Source organism: Gemmatimonadota bacterium, from assembly GCA_016712265.1.
Taxonomy (GTDB): Bacteria; Gemmatimonadota; Gemmatimonadetes; order Gemmatimonadales; family Gemmatimonadaceae; genus RBC101.
Genome location: JADJRJ010000001.1, coordinates 1 through 21,006, shown reverse-complemented (window position 1 = coordinate 21,006; position 21,006 = coordinate 1). Strand labels below are relative to the sequence as shown.

The window sequence follows — 21,006 nt, the reverse complement described above, 5'->3', positions numbered from 1 at the left end:
CGGGGCGCGTTAGGCGCCCTGTCCTGCCTACTTCGCCGCCCTCTGATCAGCCGTTCCTGTACCGCAGCACGCAGCGGAAGCCTGGCCCGCCGCTGATGTTCCACGCATTGAAGACTACCACCATCTCCTGGTCGGGAAACGCCATCGGGAACTGCCCACCGAACCCGGACCCGGCCCAGATGAACGCGTCCGGCCCGACTGGATTGCTGTAGAGCCACCACTTGTACTGCACTGGCGCGCCGGCGCGCGTCCTGGTCGCGATGGGCGGTGTCACGGATCCACGCACCCAGCGTTCCGACATCATTTGTCGTTCCTTCCACTGGCCGCCCTGCAGCCAGGTTGCCAGATCCGCGCCAGGTCGGTCGCTTCGATACAAACCACCCTCGGTGTCGACATGGTCTTTGAGGTCGAGCGCTTCCAGTGCCAGTTGGTGATGCCGGAGTGGCGCGAAGAGATGGCGCGCCGCGTACTCCTCGATGTCGACGCCGGTGGCGCGGAAGAAGATGTAGCGAGCAACGCGCCTCGCCGCTGCTGTAGTTGGAATGTGTTCCGCCTCCAGCATCATCGGCCGGCTGATGGTGAACCTGGACTCCAGTCCGGGCTGGTTCTTTGCTCGCCCGCCGTGCTTGCGCGGATCGCTATACGGAATGCTTTGTTCCAGTCGAATCCGCCCGTCATCGTGAGCAAGTGGCGGATGGGTGATGCGCCGCTTGCGATCAAGTCGAGGTTCAGCGACGGCGGCGGTATCCCGTAAGGTGAGAACGGCATGTCAGGGCCGAATTCACCGCGGGTGACCGCCACCCGATCACCGCTGAGCCACGGTCTGGGACGGACTGCAGGGTGTGCAGTGAGCCCGTCGATACGTCGGGTGCCACCACGGATTGAAGTGGGTTAGAAGGGCCCAGTGGGGTCGTGCGAGTTGTTCAGCGACGAAGCGGCGCGCGACGAGTCGCCGTAGATCTTGTCGTAGTCGCGTGGATACCGCTTGTCCATCACGAGACGACCGCGCTGAGTGACGACCATGCGATCAATAAGGCCGATTTCCCCGCCGTGATCTCCTTGTCGAGGCTGTCGAGGACGGCGGGGTTGCTACCACCTTCGACGGGGTCGACGTTCGGCCACGTGGAATGACGTTGACTGGGCGCCGAGCGTACTGAGGCGGCGAGCAGCGCGAGGGGCGGCGGCGGCGAGGGAGGGTCGGCGTGTCACGGTCGTATTGTATGGGGCCGCGGTAGGTGGCGGAAAGAAACCAGTTGCCATGCCGAACGCGCCGGAGCAGGTTTACGGCATCGACCTTCCCGCCTGGCGCCATGCGGATGACCCACAACCCGTTCTGGTTGTCGTTCCCCAGGCCAGGCCCGTTCTTGCAGATCACGCCTGGGGCCGAGACGCATTCTGCACCCTGCGTCCATGTCGGCGGTATTCACGTGCCCGATCTCGCGTCCTGCAGCCCGCAGATCCCCGCGGAGTTCGCCTGCAATGTCGAACGCGCGAAAAAGCCGGCCTCGTGGGCGCCCACTGGAACAACGTGTCATGCGTCACCCACATGTTGTACGCCGCCGTACTCGGCTCCGTGGTACGCTACCGACTTCAGGTTGGCCGTGTCTCGCTCGTCTGATCACCTGCACCCCGCCATACGCCCGTGAGGCGGCCGCATCCTTCGCCCCCCGCACTTCTTTGCCGCGGAGACCTCGTCGGCGGTGAAGACGTTCTTGCGGCGCCAGGCCTTGGGTGCCCCGGATGAAGCCGGGTCCACCACGGTTCCACGTCGCGGCACAGCGCATTCAGGGTCGTACTTGTACTGCGTCACCAACTGCGACTGGAGGGCGGCCCCCCTTCATCCGTTCCGACGTCCAGCACGACCGGCCCGTCGTTCCACCACACGAGGCGCAGACAGCCCGTCCGGATGTCGATGTCGTGCAGGGACCGTCCGGCATCCCCGTGGGCCTTTGGGGGTCCTCCATGACCCACTTCAGCGGCTCAGGGTCCGTGATGTCCTGATGACGTCAGCCCCCGGTGCCGTCGTTCGTCAGGTAGACGTGCGTACCGAACTTCTCGCCTAAAGTTGAAAGCGCCGAGTGCACGCCGGAGGTCACCCCGTCGGGTGAACTCGCTGATGACCTTTGGGTGTTTGGGATCTTTCGAGCAGATCACGATTCCGTTCTTCCGGTCGCTCGCCCCCGGCGTGAAGACGGGGAAACTTCCCAGTCCGGCGTCGTCATGATGTCGCCGACGCGCCGCGTGTTGGTCACGATCGAGTCGGTGACGACGGGCGCCGCGGGATTCGCGATGTCAATCGCGTCCATCACGTCGCCACCCCGGCCGCCCCTCAGGTACGCGTAGCCGTCCGGGTGGTAGTTCTTCGGTACGGAGGGGCGTGCGCGGCAAGCGGCCGACGACCGACATGGGCCGTCGCACGTCGCGTGGCGCGACGCGCACGATGGCATGGGCGGTCTGGCCTCCCGCGAGCCCGTCTGATGGGGTACTTCCCGGGCTCGGGTGGGCGACGAAGCTGCCTTGCTGGTCGATGACCCCAGGCCCGGTGCAAACGACCAGCTGGTTGCGAGGCCTTCGCAGGATGGTGCGTCCCGCGCCGTCACGCCCCCTTGCCTGGAGGCGGATCCATCTCCCTGCCGGGCGTCGATCCGGCCGGGCGCAACGTCCAGCGTGCGACGCGCTGGGGGGCACTACCTCGACCTCGACGGCGCGTTGGTGACGGCGCTTACCTGGGCCGTGACTCGAGGCCTTCCCGGCGCACCCACGCACCACATCCCGCCGCATCGATGGTGGCCGCCGCGCCACCGCCTTCTAGGTGACATCGCGTCCTGCTGCCGCTCCGTCGTTGGTCGCGCTGAGGGCCTTCCGCCGTGAGGTGAAACGATTGCCCCACGGCCAGCCGCAGGGCTCCCTGCGATGGGACCACGCGGACAGCGGGGCCCGGCATCATGCGGACGTCGACCCGCGTCACCAGGCCGCGCGCCTGGGACGGTCGCCACGACAACAACGGGGATCGTCCCCGTGGCTGTCCGGATCGGACAAGCCCGACCGAGTCCACCTCCGCCTCGAAGTCTCCGCCATCGGTCTGAAGCGGATGCGCGTTGAGGCTCCAGCCGCCCCCGAGGGCATCCAGCGCCCGCGCGCAGGCGGAGGGTGTCCCCCGCGATCATCTCGGCTTCGCCGGTGACCACGACACGCGCGACGGGAGACGTCGCCGCGACTTGAAGGAACAGGAAGGGCAGGAGCATGGATCAGGACGTGGGGTGACTAGGGAACGACGGTCGGCTTCGGCTCCATCTTCACGATCCAGAGCCCGGAGTTCATGTCGTTGAGGAAGATCAGGTTGTTCTTGACGGCCACGCCCCAGGTCATCGTGGCGTTCGGCACGCGCCCCTGGGGCTCTGCGGCTGGAGAGTGCGAGATCTCGCGCCTGCTTCTGCAGGTCACCCGAGCTCACCGGACACGTCGAAGGCGTGGAACCCCGAGTTGTAGGCCCCCATGTAGAGCGTGTCGCCAGCTGCCCAGATGTTGTGCACCTCGCCGAACTCCGGCTCGTAGTGGGCCACGCTCTTCGGGTTCATGATGTCGCTCACGTCGACCACCTGCAGCCGCCCCGTACGCGCGCCCGACCTTGTCGCCCAGCGCGTTCTGGACTTCCACGGGGTCAACACCTCGTCAGCAATAAAGAACGCGTGCGGTGCCGCCAGGCGGTGGCGCGTCCCGCGGATGAGCCGGCCCCGGCCTCGGTCTCCACGCGTGTCTTGTAGAGCGCGTCCAGGTCGTTCTTGAACTGCGACACGAGCATGGGCTTGGACGGCGTGCCGCCCTGATCCCGTTGCCGACATCCAGGGATGATCAGGCCATCGTTCCACCAGCTGCCGTACAGCAGCCCGTCCTGCACGTCCACGTCGGGGCGGCGTGCGCCCGACGTCGCTGTTCCCCGGGCGGGGTCTTCCCACTGGGCGACCTCCGCGGCTTCGTGGGATCGTCGATGTTGATCATGCACGGCGCCGGTGCCGTCATTCGTGATGTAGGCGTGGCGCCCGTGCTTCGGGTCGGTGTAGATGAATGCCGAGTGGACGCCGGACGTCACACCATCGGTGAACTCACCCACCTTCTTCGGCCGCAGGGGATCCTCGAGAAGTCATCACCACGATCCCGTTGGGCGGTTGTCGGCCCCTCGCGGGTGAACACCGGGACTTCCCTTCTCGTCGGTCATGATGTCGTTGACGATGCGGAAGTTGTCCACCACCAAGTCCACGATCGCCGGCGCCGAGGGGTTCGAGATGTCGATCGTATAGAAGCGGTCGCCGCCAGCGTGCGTGCCGAGGTACGCCACCTTGCCGTTGGGGTGGACCCAGACTTCCGAGGTCACGAACGCGGTGCGCAGCACCGAGCCTACGACGGTCTTCGCCGGACGTTGCGGTCCGTGAGGTTCACGGAGACGTCCCCGCTGACCCGGCCCAGGTTGGCTGTCACCAGATACGACCCGGGTTCGAATCCGACAAACGATCCGTCACTGTTGATCTCGCCCCGACCAGGGCCATCGTCCAGCTCGGGACCAATCCGTCGATCACGCGCCCGGCTGCGTTCTTGACCTGCACGCCGGAAACCGCAACACGTCGCCTTGCCGCGCGGTCGCCGACGACGGCGTAAAGGGAGACGGTCGCGCCCGTGGCGCTCACCACTCAAACGCCCCGAGGGCTCACCACGCGAGGTCCAGGTACTCGTGGCTGCCCCGGCCACCGCGGTCACAGTCGCCCGACCCGGCGCGACTGCCGTGGCGATGCCGCGCTCGTCAATCCGCACGACACTCCGGCGCCGAGGACCGCCAGCTGATGCGCGCTCGGTGGCGGAGTCCCCATCAGCCGACAGCGCCGCCGCCTGGAGCTGCAGGCGTTGTCCCGCCAGCATCCGCGTCGGGCGCGGCGTGATCGCCACTCGCGCGGCCGGACCCGCCACCATCTGCACCTCGACGCGCGCCGTCACCGGCCGGCTGCCGGGTACCAATGCCGACACCGTGACCGGGAACTTGCCCACGGCCCCGGACGTCACGAGCGTTGAGTCCACCGCCGCCTCGAACCCGGCTCCACCGGCGAAGTAGCGGATCCCTCGCGTTAGGCACGGGGCTGCCCGCCGCATCCAGCAGGCGGGCAGAGAGCCGCAGCGTGTCCTGGCCACCATCCGGGGATTGGTGGGCGTCACCACAATCCGCGGCCCCTGCTGGGCCCCCAGGGCACCGGCCCCAAGGATGAGGGGAAGTAGCCGCCAGGCTGAACGATACATGTCAGTTCTCGAGTCGAAGGGTCCGCGTCGCACCAGTCATCTGAAACTCGCCCGGACCGAGGCCCGAAGCAACGTCCGAAACGCATCACGGGCCGCTCGCGCGACCCGTGATGACAACCATCAACCGTCCTGACTGATCAGCGCAGCCCGGCCGGCACCGCCGACGGAGCCTGGTTCGCCCACGGCATCGGGGGGTGCTGGAAGAACGAGTACTCCTCCTTGAGGAACCACCCGCCGGCCCGGGGCTTCCGCCGCCACCACTCCCCGACGCCGGACCTTGCCGTCAAAGTCCACGGGGTGCGTGAAGCGCTTCAGCTTCGCATCGTTGACGAGATCCTCGTTGGTGTACCAGTAGTTCTCGCCGAACGGCCCGCCGTAGGCGACGATCAGCGTCGGCGAGTTCAGCGTCTGCGTGCCCTTGTACCACTCGAAGACGTCGTCGTACTTGGGGGTGATCGGCAGGGTGTGCTCGATCCCCGGATAGCCGTCGATGCCGTGCGTGATGTCGAGCTTGTGGTCGAGGCCGCCCTCGGTGGTCGGCATGATCCCCAACTGCTTCGCGGCCATGATGACCCACTGCCGCTGCTGGCGGTTACCGGTCATGTACATCTTGAGGGTGCCGGTCTTGTAGTAGTCGGCATACCGCTTGAGCACCTGCACGGCGTGCGCCGAGTCGCGGATCATCTCGCCGAGGAAGACGCCAGGGCCCGTCGTATAGATGCGAGGGCCGACCATCTCGCCCGTCTCCACGCGATCTCCATACGTCAGGAAGTCGGTCACCGCGGTTTGCGGATCGCGGGTCGTCGTCGTGCCGTAGGCCAGCGTGGTGAGGTATTGCCACGTTTGCGTATTGTGGATCTGTGGCGTGAGCCACTGCGGATGGTAGTGCGTGTCGACAAACCCCGGAATGATGGTCTTGCCGCTCACGTCGATCGTGCGCGCCCCGGCCGGGATGCGCACCCGTCCGCGCGGGCCGATCGCCTCGATGCGATTGTCGCGGACCACGATGTCGGCGTTGGCGATGATCTCCTTCCCCTTCATCGTGATGGCGCGTCCACCGCGCAACACGACCACCCCGCGCGGGATGTCGCGCGGCGCGGTCACCGCCACGCGGAGCTCGCTCGGCTTGTACCCCGGGGTCTCCTTCTTCGCGGCCGTCGAATCGCGCTTGGTCGTGTCCTTCGGCGCCGCCGCCTTCGCCCGGGCGTCCGCCTTCAGCGAATCATCGACGACCTTCGCGCGGTCGAGGTCGTAGGTCCATACCGCGTTCCCGAGCGCCCACATCACGCGACGTCCGTCACCCGACCAGTTCGGGAACTCGCCGCCGACCTCGTTGAGCTTGCGCACCGGGACCGCCGCACTCGCAGGAGCGGCGACACTTACCGTCGGCGGGGTCGCCCCACCGGCGGCACCGTCATCGTGTACATGGCCATCCCGACCAGGGCGAGGGCCTGGTCACCGCGCGGCGCCATCATCACCTGGTAGGCCGGTGGTGCGGACGGGGGAGCGGGCTCGGTATCGTCGCCAAGGTGCGTCTGGAAGTTCTCGTCCCCCACATGGGGCGCGCGGCGCGGCCACCCAGCCAACTGCGCGACATGTTCTTGACCATTTGTCCATCGAGGGTCAGCTGCCCACCGAACCCCGGGGGCATTGGCCCGGTGACCTTCAGGTGCGACTTCTGGTCGGTGCCGTCCCAGCGGAACGAGACGAGGCCGTCACGGCCGCTATAAGCAAAGATGCGGTCGGGGTCCGTCGTGAAGTGCATGTTCCCGGTCCCACCCGATGGCATGATGAGGGTCGCGGTGCCCCCGGTGGCCGGCACCCAAACGAGGTCGGCCGCCGTCGCGCCCCAGAAGGCGCCCCCGGCTTCCTGCAGCTCCCGCGCCGCGGCACGCGTGGCCACGATCCGGTCGCCCCGTGGCGACCACGCGAGGTCGGAATACAGCCCGCGCGCCATCGTGATCGTCTGCGTCGTCCAGCTGCTGCCGTTTTGTGACGCACGGACGATGTCCCCGCCCGTCACGTCGTTCCAGGTCGTCCAGGCCAACGATCTCCCGTCGGGGGACCAGGTCGGCCCGAACTCACCCACGTCGGCATTCGACACCCGTCGCGGCGTGCCATTCGGCCAGTCCATCACGTACACGCGATCGAGGGCGGAGAAGGCCAGCTGGCGACCGTCCGGCGATGGCGAGAGGTCACGCACCTGCTTGGCCGTCAGCGTCGCGGACGTGTCGACGCGATAGGAGAACTTGACCTCGGGGCCCAGCTCCAGGTCCACCTTCGCACTGAACGGGATCTTCGTCGGGGCCGACTTGTCGACCGGGACGCGCCAGATCTCGCCGCCGTAGGTCACGATCACCGCACGCGAATCCGGGTGAAGGGAGAATCCGGGATAGGCATCGAGCGGCGCACGCGACTCGATGTCGTCGCGTTGCACGGGAAAGGCCAGCCAATCCTCGGCCTGCGTCTCCAGGTTGCGGATGCGCAGCCCGGTCTTGATCTCGTGGCGCGAGGCAAAGACGAGGTGCTTGCCGTCCGGCGAGAGGGTGGGACGGAAGGCCGATCCCTGACGCGTGGACATCGTCGACGACTTGCCGGTCTCGCGATCGTACACCCCGAGTTGGTACTGGGGACCTAACGAGTTGTACGTCCAGTCACCGAAGCGCTGCGCATACCACACGTAGCGCCCGTCGTTGCCGAAGGCGGCGCCGAGCTGCTTGACTTGCGGACCCGCGGTCCCGAGCGCGACCCCGTTGCCCCCGTCGACGTGGTACATCCACAACTTCGCCGTCCCGAACTGGCCCGTGGCCCGACACGACGATGTACTTGCCGTCCGGGGCGAACTCCGGCGACACATACTCCGAGGTATTTCCCTTGGTCACCTGCACGGTGTCCTTGCCGTCGAGCGACATCATCCAGACGTTGTCGCCACCCGAACGGTCAGAGACGAACACGATGCGCTTGCCATCCGGGGAAAAGCGCGGTTGGGCGTCGTAGGCGAGGCCATTCGTCAGGCGCGTCGCGGTCCCGCCGCCAACCGGGAGGGTGTAGAGGTCGCCAAGCATGTCGAAGACGATCGTCTGTCCATCCGGCGACACGTCGAGCGAGATCCACGTGCCCTTCGTGGTCGTGAAGGAATGGGTGCGCGCCGTCTTGAGCGGAAGCGTGGTCGCCGGCGGAGCCGCCGGGCCCTGCGCCTGGACCAACGACGCGAGGGTCGCCAGCAGGAGAACGTGTCGTTTCATGGGAAGCCGTGGTGGTGGTGCGGCCGGGATGCGCGCCGCGCGATGCGTGGAAAGCTACCGCCACCGCAGGGACTCCCGGAATACGAGCCGTTTCCGCCGCCTCGCCGGTCCGACAGTCGTCACCGTGACCCGGGTGCCCGGAGCGGCTGGTGTCCGGCGCTGGTGGCCCGCGGTGCCTTGCGGTTGGCCGCGCTCGGCGCCGTCCGCCCGCGGCCCGTCGCTACCCGCCGGCGAGCCTCCGAACCGACAGGCGCCTAACGACGGAGCCCGTCGCCTCGCGCGAAAAACCCGGGCAACGAGACGGGGGAGACCCCGGTGATCGGGGAACGGCCTCGCAGCGCCTGCGCGGCCCCCCGCTCCGAGGCGTCGCCGACACTGTAGGTCACCAGGTACGTCCCGACCGTCGGCACCTGCCGGATGAGGTACGGATTCCCGAGCGCGACCATGGCGGTACGCGCATTCATGGCGGGAAGCGACGCCATCCAGGTCGCGATGGCGGCCGGGATCGCCGGGCGACCCTCCCCCTCGATGCGTCGGACATAGGCGGCGAGCACCACACGCTCGGCCCGGCGGATCGCGGGGGCCATGGCGTCCAGCTGCGGCTGGGTCGTGGCTGGCGAGATCTTTATCACGCGCACGGAGGTGTCTCCCGCGCGCATGGCCGCGCTGAAGACCCGGCCGGCGCGCAACTCGGTCTCCGGCATGTACTGGATCACCAGGGTCCCGCGGCTCGGCATTGGCACGAGGGTGTCCCGGTCCCGGAGCAGGGTGATCGAGCGCTGGGCGATCTCGGCCGCCTTCGCGCGATGCGCCATCGCCCCAACGACCTCGCGCAGGGTGTCCAGCGAGACGAACGGGTGGAAGGCCACGCCACTGCGTGCCTTGAGTTCGAGCACGCGTCGCACCGAGGCGTCGATGCGTTCCCGCGAGATCTCGCCGCGCTCCACCGCCGTCACCACCGCGTCGATGGCCTTCGTGGGGTCGCTGGGCTTGAGCAGGATGTCCGATCCGGCCTTGACCGCGAGCACGCTGCTTTCGGCCACGCCATATCCCTTGCCGACCCCTTCCATGGTCATGGCGTCGGTGATGGCGACGCCCCGAAAGCCGAGCGTGTCGCGCAGCACACCCGTCATGATGCGCGGCGCGAGCGTCGCCGGCGTGGACGAATCGCCTTCGACCGCCGGGAGCGCGATGTGGGCGGACATCACCATGGACGCTCCCGCGTCGATCGCTGCCTTGAAGGGGACCAGCTCCACGGCGCGCAGTCGCGCCCAGTCCGCCCCAACGATCGGCAGCCCGACGTGGGAGTCCACTTCCGTGTCCCCGTGCCCCGGGAAGTGCTTGGCCGTGGCGATGGTGCCGGCGTCCATCGACCCGCGGACAAACAGCGCCGACAGGCGTGCCACCCGGGCCGGGTCCTCACCAAACGACCGGGTGTTGATCACCGGGTTGGCCGGATTGTTGTTGACGTCGACCGTGGGGGCGAAGTTGATGTGGATGCCAACCGCCCGCGCCTCGCGCCCGATGATGTACGCCGCGTCGCGCACATCCTCATCGCGCCCGGTGGCCGCAATCCCCATCGCCGTCGGGAAGACCGTCGCGCCACCGGCGTCCATGAGGTAGTGCGAGAAGACGCCGCCTTCCAGTCGCCCCAGGGCCGGCTCGAGGTCCGATGAGACCAGCAGGGGCACCTTGGCGAGCCGCTGGAAGGCGTTCACCTTCGCCGCAACCTCCACCGGCGTGCCTAACGACATGCTCACCCCGCCGATGCCGTCGCGCGTGATCCATCGGGCCACCTCGGCGTAGGTCGAGTCCCCGCTGGAGGTGTAGTCGCCGAGCACCCAGACCATCACCATCTGGCCGACCTTCTCGCGGAGGGTGAGCGAGGCCATGGTGCGATCCACCCAGGCGCGGCCCGCGCGGCAGCGCGGTCCCCGGGTCAGGGCAGCCGCCTCGGGAGCGGCCGCCCCACCGAGGCAGGGACCCGCGCACACGCGAGGCAGCGAGCACGACGAACGACAAGCAACGGTAGCGCATCATGTCCGGAAGATGCGCGGGCGACACCTCGGCCTCAAGCTCGTCGAGCGTTCGTGAGCGAGCGGCATCGGCGGCCGGGCGCTGAAGACAGCCGTTTCGTACTTTTCGGCGCATGTCGTCAGCTCTCGTTCGCCTGCGCCAGTTTGCGCTTCGTCGGCAGTTCCCCACGCCAACCTCGTTGGGCCGCGCGATCGCTCGCCTTGGCTTCGTGCAGGCCGACCCGATCCGGGCGCCGGCACGTGCGCAGGACCTGATCCTCCGCCATCGCGTCACTGGTTATGTCGCCGGTGACCTGGAGCGCCGGTACGCACGGCTGGATGTCGAAGAAGACTTCTTCATCAACTATGGATTCGTGACACCCGAGCTCCATGCGCTGATGCATCCGCGGACGGCACGCCGCCGGTGGTCGGCAGCGGAGCGAAAGCGCGCGGACAACATTCTCGCGTTCGTGCGCGAACATGGTGTGGTGCATCCGCGCGACGTGGATTCACATTTTTCGCACGGCAAGGCGACGAACTGGTTTGGTGGTCGGTCGAACGTCACCACGCAGGTGATGGATGCGATGCACTATCGCGGCCTGCTGCGGATTGCGCGACGCGAGGGCGGCACACGGCTCTACGCCGCGCGACCAGCGGTTGAGGCGCCGCGGGATATCACGGCCGCCATGGATCGTATGGTGGACATCGTCGTTGCCAAGTATGCCCCGGTGCCGGCGACGACCCTTGCTCACCTCACCGCGCGCCTGGTCTACGCGGCGCCGCAATGGGAAGGTGAGCGAGCGGCGGCGAAAGCCCGCGCACGCACGCGCTTGCCGCATATGCGTATCGACGGCGTGGACTGGTACTGGCCTGACGGGGAATCGCCGTCATCGCGACGCAGGGTTGTGCCCGACGTGGTGCGCCTGCTGGCGCCGTTTGATCCGTTTGTGTGGGATCGGCCGCGCTTTGAGTTGTTCAACGGCTGGGGCTATCGCTTCGAGGCGTACACGCCGGCGCCGAAGCGGGTGCGAGGGTACTACGCGCTGCCGCTGCTCTGGCGCGATACGGTGATTGGCTGGGCCAACCTCTCGGTGAACGACGGTGTGCTGGTGCCGGACGTCGGGTATGTGAACGGCCGAGCGCCGGGTGACGCCGGGTTTGCGGCGTCGCTCGAGGCAGAGCTGGGGCGGGTGAGCGTCTTTCTCGGCTGCGACCCCTGCGCGTAGCGAGCAGGTAGCCTGCTGAATTTCGTCCGTCGTCACAATCGGCAGGCTCGGTCCTCGCTGACTCGGTGCGCACGTGTGGCACACGGAACGAGGCAACCCGCGCGTCTCAGATGCCGAGCCTTCTTGAGAGCCTGGCCGAAAAGACTCGCACGACGAACAACAGACGGAGCGGGCGATCAGCGCGCCAGGAGTTGCTCGAAGAAGGCACCTATGTTGTTTTTGCGGTCCACAAAATGCAGCTCCAGAATCCAGTGCCTCGGGTTCCCGTTCTTGTCGAGCTGAAGAATGTCCTGGTGGTTGTCAGGGTGCACATCCAGGCAGAGATCGCTGGGATCATCGGGTTGTTCGTGCGGAAACTCTCCTATGATGTGCCCGGCAATCGCGTTTCCGAATTCGTAGCCGTAGCGCTGTGCGAGACCGTTCGCGTAGGCGAAGAATTCTGCACCAGTGAGGCGGCTCTGGGTGAAATACCAGGCGTTTCCTTCGCGCCACGCCGCTTCGACGTCCGTGCGAATTTTCTGCTTTAGCGGGTCATTGCCCAGGACATAGGTTCGTCCCAGGTCTGCCTCCCAGCCGTCGAAGACGGGATGGAAATCGCAAAACAGAATGTCGCCTTCCTGGATCATCACATCTGACGGATCCGACGCGTAGGGCTGCAGGGTATTGAGGCCTGCCCTGACAATCTTCTTGCCCCAATGCTGGTCGACGCCGAAATCGTCGCGTGCAATGCGCACGATCTCGTCGCGGAGCTGCCCCTCTGTTTTGCCCGCAGCAATCAAGCCGCGATCTTCAATCGTCTGGAACAGTTCCTTGGCTTTCTGTTCGGAGCGAAAGAGATGCGTGCCCACTTGGTCCATGATTCCCAGTTCTGCGAATGGACCGGTACGATAACTGCCCGCGCGGTCTCGAGCAGCGCGATGTGACGGATCGCTCATCACGCGCCCCGCGCCCGCCCGCCGCCCCCCCACTGGAGCTCTTGAGGCAGGTGAGGGGGCTATGAGCCGCCAGAAGGCCCGACCAGCTGCCCGTTGTGCCACCAGAGCGCCCGGCTGAGCGCCCGCGCGGCGCGTCGATCAAAGTGCCAGGCGAGCCCCCCCCCGTGGTCACTCCAGCAACTCCGAGCGCCAGGACAAAACCTCGTTCAGGTGCATCGATCCGGTCTAGCGCGATGCCCGCGCCCAGGCCGAGGAGCACGCCGCTTGTCACTCCTAACCAGCGGCTTCGCGGATACGCGTGATCAAAGGCGCGCGCGTAGGCCTGTGCGGAATCGGAGACGACCAAAGAGGCTAGTCGCGGCATCCCGGTCAGCGTCGTACGGCCCACGACCTGGTTCGTTCCCCGGACGAGCCGACTGCTCTCAAGGCGGAGCGAGCAGGTCGCGTAGGTACAGCTCGCCAGAGGCGCTTGTCCGATTACCGGCGACGTCGCGCCACTGCTCAGGGCGATCGTCCCAATAAGCCACAGTCGAAGTTGGCGCATAGAAGCTCCCAAGGACTCCCGAAGTTTACCTCTTAACTGCCTTCGTGTTCCCAGCTCAACCTTCGGCGCGCCGCTCGCGCCGTATGTTCCCGCGACCCCGATCGAACTCTCCTATCCCGACGCCCACCCCGTTAAGCGCGGGCCCACCCCAAGCTCCAGCGCCAGCTCGAGCGCCTCTCCCGCCTCCCCAAAGCCCAGCAGCAAACCGTCCTCGCCATGCTCGACGGCGTCCTCCAGCAGGCGTAACCGCCCGCGGAGCACCACCCGAGAAGCAACACCGCGCGGCCCACCGGGCCGCGCGAGCAGCCGGCAGTGCAGGCCGCTAAAACAAAAGCCCGACCGCGTGGGCCGGGCTTCCGTCTCGTTCCCTCTGCTGTTTGCCTAACCAGGCGTGCAGCTGGCAGGGCGATACCACCGCCCTGCAGCTGACGCTTATGGGTTAGGCTGCTACACGTTGCCTTCCGCTGTCACGGCAGCCTCACCGTAAATCCCACTGTGTCAGCGAGGCGAAGGCCCTGTGCGATTGGGCGATACATTCCGGTCTTGTGCTCACCACGCGCTGCTGCTGCGCGCGCGGTATCGATGTCGAGCCATGTATCGGGTCCGTCGTACGACACGATCAGCCGATACCTCCCAGGACGTGCCAGCGCATAGCGCGCAAGGCAATCTTCCGCAGAAAGGGGCACCGACTCGTACGCCCCATCGCTGACACACCTAAGGTCTTGCCGTTGCAGCAGCGCGGCCTTTCCGGGGAGGAGCACCAAGAACTCTCCGGTGCCCCCGAGAGCCGGCCCCGCGCCCCCCAAAGACTCCGCCGGCCCTCCATCCGGTCCGGTCAGGCTGAAGGAGAATCGTCCAGGATGATTGTCGAAGTTCGATGGACTTGGCCCGTTTACAATTGAGTAGACGACCTCAACGGGTGTGCTATCTCCCGCGAATACCGTGTCTGCGGTCATCCTTGCTCGAAGCTCGACGCCGTTTGCTTCTCTTGCCGAGACAAAGGCCGCCTGCGTAGTTCGTGCGAGAGGCTCGGGACCATGAGAGCAGGCTGCCTCGGCGAGGAGGAGAAGGGTCACAGGTGCACAGGCGGCAGCTCGGATACAAATGGAGCTAGTCCTCATGGCGACAACCATCGACGGAACAGCACTTGACTGGCATAGAGGCCTGGCGGCAGCTGCTGTGTGATCAGACGATTGGTTGTTCGTGCACCGCTTGACAGGTCGCCGATGTAGACGCCATTGCGCTCCCCGCCGTGCACCAAAATCTCATGCGAAGCAGTGGATATCAGGTCTCCAGCACCGAGATCATTCCGGATCAGAATGCGGCCAGGCAACGTACGACCGAGCACACCGGTGTTGGGATTGCCATCTGAATTCTTCCGTCTCGTGTCCAAGGTGCGGTCCGTGGGGCTGACGAAGGAAACATCGAGATCAGTCGCCTCAAAAGCATCAGCGGCCTGGCTGAAGATGTTGGCAACCCCTCTGGGCAAGGATCGCCCCGATTCCCGAGCCGTCGCGCGTAGTTGTGTCACCAGCCGTCGACACTCCGGGTCCTCTACGCCTTCCTTGTTCTTCGCGCACAGCCCAAACGGGTCCGAGAAGTTGACGGGATCGCCGTTGGCGTAGCCATAGAGGTTGAGGCCGCCGGCCAGGCCGATGGGATCCTCCTGCGTGAAGCGCCCGCTCTTGGGGTCGTACAGCCGGTTCCGCTGATAGATCAGCCCCCCCGCCTCCCGCTTCTCCTGCAGCAGGCTCCCGTGCCAGCTCAACGTCAACAGCCCCCCGTGCACCTGCCGATACGGATCCGCCGTGAACGGCCACGTAACGTACACACACCGCTGCGCCGTGGCCACGCCCGGCGCCGGGCACGCCGCCTGCCCCACCCCCACCGTGTACGGCCGGTACTGCGCCCCGTCGCTGAACAGCCCCAGCAAGGGCGTCCCCCGCACGTCCCAGAACACCAGCAACGTGAAGCGCGGCCACGTCAGGCTCGCGCCCGACGGGTTGTCCTTGTAGTCGTAGCGCGTCACGCTCAGCGGTTGGTCCACCCCCAGCCCCGGCCCGTACACGACCCGCCCGAAGAAGGGGTTCGGGTCCAACGTCGAGGACGGGGCCTGATACGTCGGGAATCCGCTGTCCAACTCCTCCGAGCTCGCCCCATCGATCGGCGCCCGGATCTCGGCCAGCCCTGATCCCCGTCCCAGATCGTGCGCCGCACCCCACTCGTCACACACCCCACGTCCGTCGTCGGCGCGCAGGTCGTGCTCGTGCTCACCCAGACGCGCCGCCCCAGCGGGTCGTAGCGGAACTCCTCCAACGTGCGCCGGCCCGAGAGCCGCCGATCCACGGCCGCCACCCGATCGTCGCCCCGATAATACGTCGCCCGCTCCTCGCTCACCGCCGCCCCCCCGGGCGTGGTCTCGGAAGCGGGTGTTCCCCGCCGTGTCGTAGGCATACTGCGTCCACGTCGGCGTTGACCCCGCATTCGCGACCTGTAGCCCAAGACGGCCGGCGGCATTGTACGTGTTTGTGGTCGCGAAGGTGCCAGCCTGAGGCGGCAGGGACCAGCCCCCACTATTCGTCAAGAGATTGCCCAGGCCGTCGTACGTGAAGCTTCCGTTCTGGGTAAAGAGCGGCGTTGTCTGATTCACGAGGCTGTAGCCGCTCGCGACCAGGGAGTCGGTGAGCAGGTACCCAAACCCGCTGTAGGTACCCTTGGGATACCCGCCGCCGGCGAAGGCCACCTGATCACTCGCGCTGAGGATCTGGCCCGCGCGTTCCGCGAGGCGACGCTGAAGTTCCGGATGGTCGTGCTCCCAAAGTTCGGGAAGGCGGTCGACCCCGGGCGCAGGATCTGGTCATAGCTCAGGCGACCCGCGAGGTCATAGCCCAGGGTCTGGGCGATCCCGCGGGATAGCTGACGTTGGTCAGCAGGCCACGACCGTTATAGGTGAAGCTGAAGGAATTGCCGGCGATATCCGTGACCCGGCGAGCGCACCCCCACGAGGTGTGGCTCCAGCTCATGGCCGAGCCCGTGAACAACGTGGTCGGGCTCAGCAGCAGGCTGGTGCGGCGGCCGTTGATGTCGTAGCCGTAGTTCAGCGAGTAGGTGTGGGCGTCCCCGTGCGGGAACGAGTCTTGACCACCTGGTTTCCGACATGAGCGCCCCGCTCGAGTGGTACGATCGGGCAATGTCGGCGTCGAGGCCCGTTGCGGTCAGGACCTGGTTGGTGGCGTGGTGCGTGAAGCTCTGCGACTCGGATGAGGCTGAATAGTTGTAGGGGCCGTTCTCCACACCGGTCACGGGCGTGATGTTCGGCGTAGGATAGTTGTAGGCGGTTGGTCCGCTGATCGATCGTGAGATCAGCCGATTGAGGACATCGTAGGACATGGTCATACTCCCGCCGGAACGCAGCGTGACCCCAGTGACATTCCCGGCGGCGTCATAGCTGGTGTATTGCGCGCCGCCCGTCGACTCCGACTGAGACACGGCGCGGTCGGCATTGTCGTACACGTACGACGTGGTCTGTACCGCAATGTTCTGGGGGTTTGGAGTCCACGATCGAGCGACCGACTGCACATTGTCCTCGGCGTCGTACACGTTCGCGATGGTCTTCGTCCCACCACCGCCTGCCGCCGTCGTGACACTGCTCAGCACGTCGTTGCGCTCGGTGTACGTGAGCGTGGTGTTCTCGCGCGGAGTGCCACCCGCGTTGGTGCCGGTCGGGATCAGGGTTGTGGTGGTGAGCCCGGTGTTGGCGTTGTTGGTGTACAGCGTGGTCTGGTCGAGTTGGTTGTCATACCGGTTCAGATTCCCCTTGGCATCGTAGAAGTATCCTTCATCGCTGCCGTCGGGCGCGACGACCACCTCCACCTGATTGTTGCCGTTGTAGCTGAAGGTCGTGCGGCTCGGGAGACCTCGGTTGTCTTGCTGCCACAGGCGATTGCCATTGGTCGTGCTGATGCCAAACTCTGTGTAGTCGCCTGAGGGGTTGGTAATCCGGGTCACCTGATCCCACTGGCCCCAGGTGACGCTGGTCGTTCCGCTGACGCCGCTTGGTGCCGGAGCCGTCTGCGACAGATGCGCCCCTGGGCGTCATAGGTCGCCGTCACGGCGTGGCCCGCAGGGTTTGAGGTGTAGGTCGCCAATCCGGGCATTCCGCCTCCCCGGGTCAGGAGAGTGGACCGTCCCGCCGCGTCCAGAATGCTCGTGGGCGCGCCGTACCTGTTCATGCGAAACTGCGTGACTTGCCCGCTTCCCGGTCCCGTGATGGTGGTCTTCACCGTCGCGGTGTCCACCGCAGCCGCGAGCCCAAACGCCTGGGCGTTCGTCATACTGCGCGTGATCGCGCCAGGCATCATGGCAAGCGACGCGCTCTGGACCCGGCTTGCTACATCGTAGGCGAACGTCGTCACCGCGCCGCGCCCGTTGGTGCGCGTGAGGATGCGATGGTCCGATCCATAGCCAAAGCTCACGAACCTCACCGGCGTCCCAGGGTCTTGAATCGCCATGATGCGCCTGGTTGGCGCGTCGTAGGTGACCGTGACCGTGCGCGTTCCAGAGTTTCAGGGACGCTGACCGAGGCGAGCTGGCTCGGGGGTGTAGCCGAAGGTGTAGACCGTCGGCGACGTCGTTGGCGGAAGGGTGATCGAGAGCAGCCGCCCTCCGCCGGAGTAGGCGAAGGTCGTGACGTGACCTTGCCGGTTGCGGGTCCGCACGTGCCGTCCTTGCCGCATTGAACACTACCCACACGGAGTCCGGGAGTTGTCGCACGAACTCTGATCCCACTTCGCGGATCGTGTCCGGGTAGGTCATGGAGGGTGCCCCCCACACCCGATTGGGCGCGGTGGTGCCAGCCCGGAGCGCATACCGGCGCACTCCCCCGTCCCCACCAATCCACGTGAGGCTATTGGGGGTGCTCAGGTCGAGGCTTTTCGAGGCCGCTGAGCCACCACCCGGCACCAAAGGTACTTGTCGTCCGATTGACGACGATGAGGCTACCGGTGCCCGTCGTGAGCGCCGACTGCGCGCCCCAGCTGGTCGTCACCTCGAGCACATACGGATACACACCAGTGGCCAAGCCAGCGGAATCTGCGTTGAAGCCGAGGGCCACTCGACGGGTACTGCCTGCGGACCACTGCGAGCCGGGCCAAGACGCTGAGGCGCGCGGAACTCTGGACCTTGAGCACGGCGCTCTCACAGGCGTCGGAATCGCTGCCCAGACTGTAGCGTGAGGTTCGCCGGCACGACGGGATAGGGCCGGGCGTGGTTGCTGTTGTACGTCGGGGTCGGTGTCCGGGGTGACGTTGAGCGCCTGCACCGAAGGCAACACGGGTGCACGATCTGCAGGTCCCCGCATTCCGACTGCCGACGACCCGAGCGAGAGCGAGAGGCATTGATCCCGGTATGGCAGCGAATCCGCAGTCGGTACCATCGTCGTCATCGGTCAAGCCAGCCAGTGCGGACTGCTGTCACGTTGGCCACGCCGGTGGCGACGACTGGCTTGGTCGCGGAGTTGAGTCGAACCTCGAGCGTCACGGATCCGCTGCCGAGGGCGGTCGGCGTGGAAAGTGGCTGGTGCGGCACTTGACCGGCCCTGTTGTGCCAACCGGACTCCTGGCCGTTGTACCCGCACCCGGTGCGAGGATGGCGCTGCAAGCTTACCGCGTGCCGTAATAGGTGATCGCTCCGGGGCCATTGTTGAGGAGTTGAAATCGAGGAAGCGCCGCAGTGCCCATGGTCGCCGTGACTGGGCCCGGAGCCGTGACAGTCGCGCTGGGAACCCTGATACGACAGACCCCGTCGCCAGCGCCGTTCCTGCGGTCGCGGGTCACGACAACCGTGCTGCTGCCCAGTGGAGCGCCGCTGGTGTACGTCAACGCTCGGCTGTGGACCCGGTCGCGAGGCTCGTCACGGCTGCCGGCGATAGCGTGCAGGTCAACGCCGCCACCGGCGAGGGCAGGGCGCCGCAATTGTGCGAGAAGGTAACGTTGGCCACGGGGCCGCCACGTTGGTCACCTGAAAGGCGCAGCTATGGATTGCGATGGTTGGTTGGCAACGACCAGTACATCTGACGCAGGTCCGGTAATCGATACTGCTCGTATTGGATGCCATCGCCAGGGTGGCGTCGACAGGGTGCGGCGGCGTCCCAGGCGCAGCGGGAACGAGCCTGCCCCGACCGTCGGCGCGTCGTACACCACAGGCAAAGCCACCGTGCCGGGTGCTGCCCGAGTTCACGACCATCGAGCTCGCTCCATTGCTAAAACCGCGACAGTTGTTGACCCTGCGCACGTCCCGTTCACCTCTGCCCGGTGAAGGCGACATTTGGTGTACCGACAATTGAGAATCCGGTGTAGGTCACGCCGATGTTGCCAAGCGTCGCGCTGGTTGTCGCCGCACCTAGCCGATGTTGCCCGTGATGGCCGCTACGGCGAGAGTGGCCGAGGAAAGCAGCGTCCCGTTGAACGACACATCGAGCCGCACACTGCCGGTCCCGATGGGGTGCGTCCAGAAGCCGGTGGGCGAGGTCGCGGGCGTTGCCGGACCGAGGACACCGATGCGTGTTGGACGAGGCGTTCTCCGCTGAAGCGGGGCACCCACGCCTCCTGTGGATACCAGGGTAAGCTGGTAGGTCGCCGGTGGCCCCCAGGCCGCGTTGGTGACCGTGAAGCCGGTATAAGCGTGTCCGGCCGCACCCCTGTGGCAGCGCCAGTCCGGTTGGATTCGCCGTCGCCGACGCATCCACAATCGTGATCATCAGGCAGCTGCGAGAGCGACCAGCCGGGCCCCATGCCTAGCGACGGCCTGCAGGGTGACCAGCCGGCAGCCGCTGCCGTCCAGGGTAGGTGACGTTACTACTTCCGTTGACCGGAGCACACCCGTCGTGGATGGGGTTCTGCTGGAAGGGAAAGAACTCCCGAGCACCCGGCGACGTCGTCGAAGGAGAACGCGGTTGGCAGTTCGCCACTATTGGTGAGGGTCAGCACCGCGTTGGCAGGTGCGCCGCGCGCCGTGGTGAACGCGGTCGGTGAGCCAACTTCAGGGTCGCGACCCCGGTTTTCTGCCGTGAGATCCCACCACACCAGCGGCCGTGTCCGCATACGTTGATCCGCCCCCACGCTTTGCTTCATGGAAGGCGGTCAGCGTCACCGTCTCATGCCTGCCCGTGCCAGCCCCATGGTCGCCACCAGCGTCACGTTGACGGCCCCGAGGGGGTCCTGTGCATCGGCCGGCGGAACGAAGACCTGCCCTGGGCACGTCGTTGGTGATCCCTGAGCCACCGCAACTGAACGTTACGCGTGCATCGGGGCCCCCAATGGTGCCGTAGATTCCGGAGAGGAAGCTGAAGCGGTGCCGCCACTGAATTCCAGGCGAGGCACCGCGTCACTAAGCCCATTGGGCGTGACTCGATGTCCACGACGACCTGCGCGGGCTCGCCGTGTGCGTGGTGGCCAGCGGCAAGCAGGGCTGCGCCCGCCCGGGTGACGCCTCGCCCTAAGCGCGGATGACGTGACGGTTGACAGCGGGCGCACTCCGGGAGGGTGTGAAGGCCTTCGTGTGCGCGCCGCAACCTCCACTACCGCAACACGCGGCTGTGCTCGACGTTTGGAGTGTTATTGCCGACGCGCGCGAGCGCTTGGCCTGCAACGTTCTGTGCAGTCTAACCCTGTCGTCATCCACCTACTAACCGAGAGAAGCAGGTCGCGAACGCGGGTCAACGCCGACGTGGACGCAGTATGCTTACGACGCGGGGAACAC

At 66.4% G+C, this 21,006-nt stretch carries 17 protein-coding genes; 1 reads left to right on the top strand and 16 read right to left on the bottom strand.

What is annotated here, in order from left to right:
• Nucleotides 1-46 precede the first annotated feature (46 nt).
• The 9 genes from IPK85_00085 to IPK85_00045 form a co-directional block, all read right to left on the bottom strand.
• Nucleotides 47-565, bottom strand: coding sequence for a serine hydrolase (locus IPK85_00085; protein ID MBK8245805.1), 519 nt, complete (start codon nt 563-565; stop codon nt 47-49).
• A gap of 1,585 nt (nt 566-2,150) precedes the next feature.
• Nucleotides 2,151-2,306: a hypothetical protein gene (locus tag IPK85_00080; protein ID MBK8245804.1), complete on the bottom strand. Its 156-nt coding sequence runs from the start codon at nt 2,304-2,306 to the stop codon at nt 2,151-2,153.
• A 1,134-nt stretch (nt 2,307-3,440) separates the two neighbouring features.
• Nucleotides 3,441-3,590, bottom strand: coding sequence for a hypothetical protein (locus IPK85_00075; GenBank protein ID MBK8245803.1), 150 nt, complete (start codon nt 3,588-3,590; stop codon nt 3,441-3,443).
• A gap of 71 nt (nt 3,591-3,661) precedes the next feature.
• Complete coding sequence (locus IPK85_00070) at nt 3,662-4,111, bottom strand: hypothetical protein (GenBank protein MBK8245802.1); 450 nt, start codon at nt 4,109-4,111, stop codon at nt 3,662-3,664.
• Between the two features lie 33 nt (nt 4,112-4,144).
• A complete protein-coding gene (locus IPK85_00065; protein MBK8245801.1) occupies nt 4,145-4,372 on the bottom strand; it encodes a hypothetical protein in 228 nt (75 codons plus the stop codon).
• A gap of 23 nt (nt 4,373-4,395) precedes the next feature.
• Nucleotides 4,396-5,283 carry an Ig-like domain-containing protein gene (locus IPK85_00060; protein MBK8245800.1) on the bottom strand — a complete coding sequence of 296 codons (888 nt, stop codon included), beginning with the start codon at nt 5,281-5,283 and terminating at the stop codon, nt 4,396-4,398.
• 120 nt (nt 5,284-5,403) lie between these two features.
• Nucleotides 5,404-6,630, bottom strand: a complete 1,227-nt coding sequence (locus IPK85_00055) for a hypothetical protein (GenBank protein ID MBK8245799.1) — start codon at nt 6,628-6,630, stop codon at nt 5,404-5,406.
• Between the two features lie 127 nt (nt 6,631-6,757).
• The gene (locus tag IPK85_00050) at nt 6,758-8,059 is read right to left on the bottom strand and encodes a PD40 domain-containing protein (GenBank protein ID MBK8245798.1); all 1,302 of its coding nucleotides are present in this window, start codon (nt 8,057-8,059) and stop codon (nt 6,758-6,760) included.
• 723 nt (nt 8,060-8,782) lie between these two features.
• Nucleotides 8,783-10,420: a hypothetical protein gene (locus tag IPK85_00045; protein ID MBK8245797.1), complete on the bottom strand. Its 1,638-nt coding sequence runs from the start codon at nt 10,418-10,420 to the stop codon at nt 8,783-8,785.
• Nucleotides 10,421-10,677: 257 nt separating this feature from the next.
• On the opposite strand from IPK85_00045, the gene IPK85_00040 reads away from it, so the two are divergent.
• Nucleotides 10,678-11,769, top strand: coding sequence for a YcaQ family DNA glycosylase (locus IPK85_00040; protein MBK8245796.1), 1,092 nt, complete (start codon nt 10,678-10,680; stop codon nt 11,767-11,769).
• Nucleotides 11,770-11,945: 176 nt separating this feature from the next.
• Here the strand turns inward: IPK85_00040 and IPK85_00035 are convergent, their stop codons facing one another.
• From IPK85_00035 to IPK85_00005, 7 genes are all read right to left on the bottom strand, one after another.
• On the bottom strand, nt 11,946-12,626 hold the full coding sequence (locus IPK85_00035; protein ID MBK8245795.1) for an aminopeptidase P family protein: 681 nt from the start codon (nt 12,624-12,626) through the stop codon (nt 11,946-11,948).
• A gap of 733 nt (nt 12,627-13,359) precedes the next feature.
• Nucleotides 13,360-13,509 carry a hypothetical protein gene (locus IPK85_00030; protein ID MBK8245794.1) on the bottom strand — a complete coding sequence of 50 codons (150 nt, stop codon included), beginning with the start codon at nt 13,507-13,509 and terminating at the stop codon, nt 13,360-13,362.
• Nucleotides 13,510-14,365: 856 nt separating this feature from the next.
• Nucleotides 14,366-15,346 (bottom strand): RHS repeat-associated core domain-containing protein, encoded by a 981-nt coding sequence (locus tag IPK85_00025; protein MBK8245793.1) that lies wholly within the window; start codon nt 15,344-15,346, stop codon nt 14,366-14,368.
• A gap of 845 nt (nt 15,347-16,191) precedes the next feature.
• Nucleotides 16,192-17,256 carry an RHS repeat protein gene (locus IPK85_00020; protein ID MBK8245792.1) on the bottom strand — a complete coding sequence of 355 codons (1,065 nt, stop codon included), beginning with the start codon at nt 17,254-17,256 and terminating at the stop codon, nt 16,192-16,194.
• Nucleotides 17,253-17,732 carry a hypothetical protein gene (locus IPK85_00015; GenBank protein MBK8245791.1) on the bottom strand — a complete coding sequence of 160 codons (480 nt, stop codon included), beginning with the start codon at nt 17,730-17,732 and terminating at the stop codon, nt 17,253-17,255. The genes IPK85_00020 and IPK85_00015 overlap by 4 nt, the downstream gene beginning before the upstream one ends.
• 81 nt (nt 17,733-17,813) lie before the next feature.
• Nucleotides 17,814-17,966, bottom strand: coding sequence for a hypothetical protein (locus IPK85_00010; protein ID MBK8245790.1), 153 nt, complete (start codon nt 17,964-17,966; stop codon nt 17,814-17,816).
• Nucleotides 17,967-19,647: 1,681 nt separating this feature from the next.
• On the bottom strand, nt 19,648-19,989 hold the full coding sequence (locus IPK85_00005; GenBank protein MBK8245789.1) for a hypothetical protein: 342 nt from the start codon (nt 19,987-19,989) through the stop codon (nt 19,648-19,650).
• Nucleotides 19,990-21,006 lie beyond the last annotated feature (1,017 nt).

Excerpts from the sequence above, each read along its gene's own strand:
- IPK85_00085 (MBK8245805.1), bottom strand. The coding sequence starts at position 565 with ATGATGCTGGAGGCGGAACACATTCCAACTACAGCAGCGGCGAGGCGC.
- IPK85_00080 (MBK8245804.1), bottom strand. The coding sequence starts at position 2,306 with ATGGACGCGATTGACATCGCGAATCCCGCGGCGCCCGTCGTCACCGAC.
- IPK85_00060 (MBK8245800.1), bottom strand. The coding sequence starts at position 5,283 with ATGTATCGTTCAGCCTGGCGGCTACTTCCCCTCATCCTTGGGGCCGGT.
- IPK85_00050 (MBK8245798.1), bottom strand. The coding sequence starts at position 8,059 with ATGTACCACGTCGACGGGGGCAACGGGGTCGCGCTCGGGACCGCGGGT.
- IPK85_00045 (MBK8245797.1), bottom strand. The coding sequence starts at position 10,420 with ATGGCCTCGCTCACCCTCCGCGAGAAGGTCGGCCAGATGGTGATGGTC.
- IPK85_00040 (MBK8245796.1), top strand. The coding sequence starts at position 10,678 with ATGTCGTCAGCTCTCGTTCGCCTGCGCCAGTTTGCGCTTCGTCGGCAG.
- IPK85_00035 (MBK8245795.1), bottom strand. The coding sequence starts at position 12,626 with ATGGACCAAGTGGGCACGCATCTCTTTCGCTCCGAACAGAAAGCCAAG.
- IPK85_00005 (MBK8245789.1), bottom strand. The coding sequence starts at position 19,989 with ATGCGTCGGCGACGGCGAATCCAACCGGACTGGCGCTGCCACAGGGGT.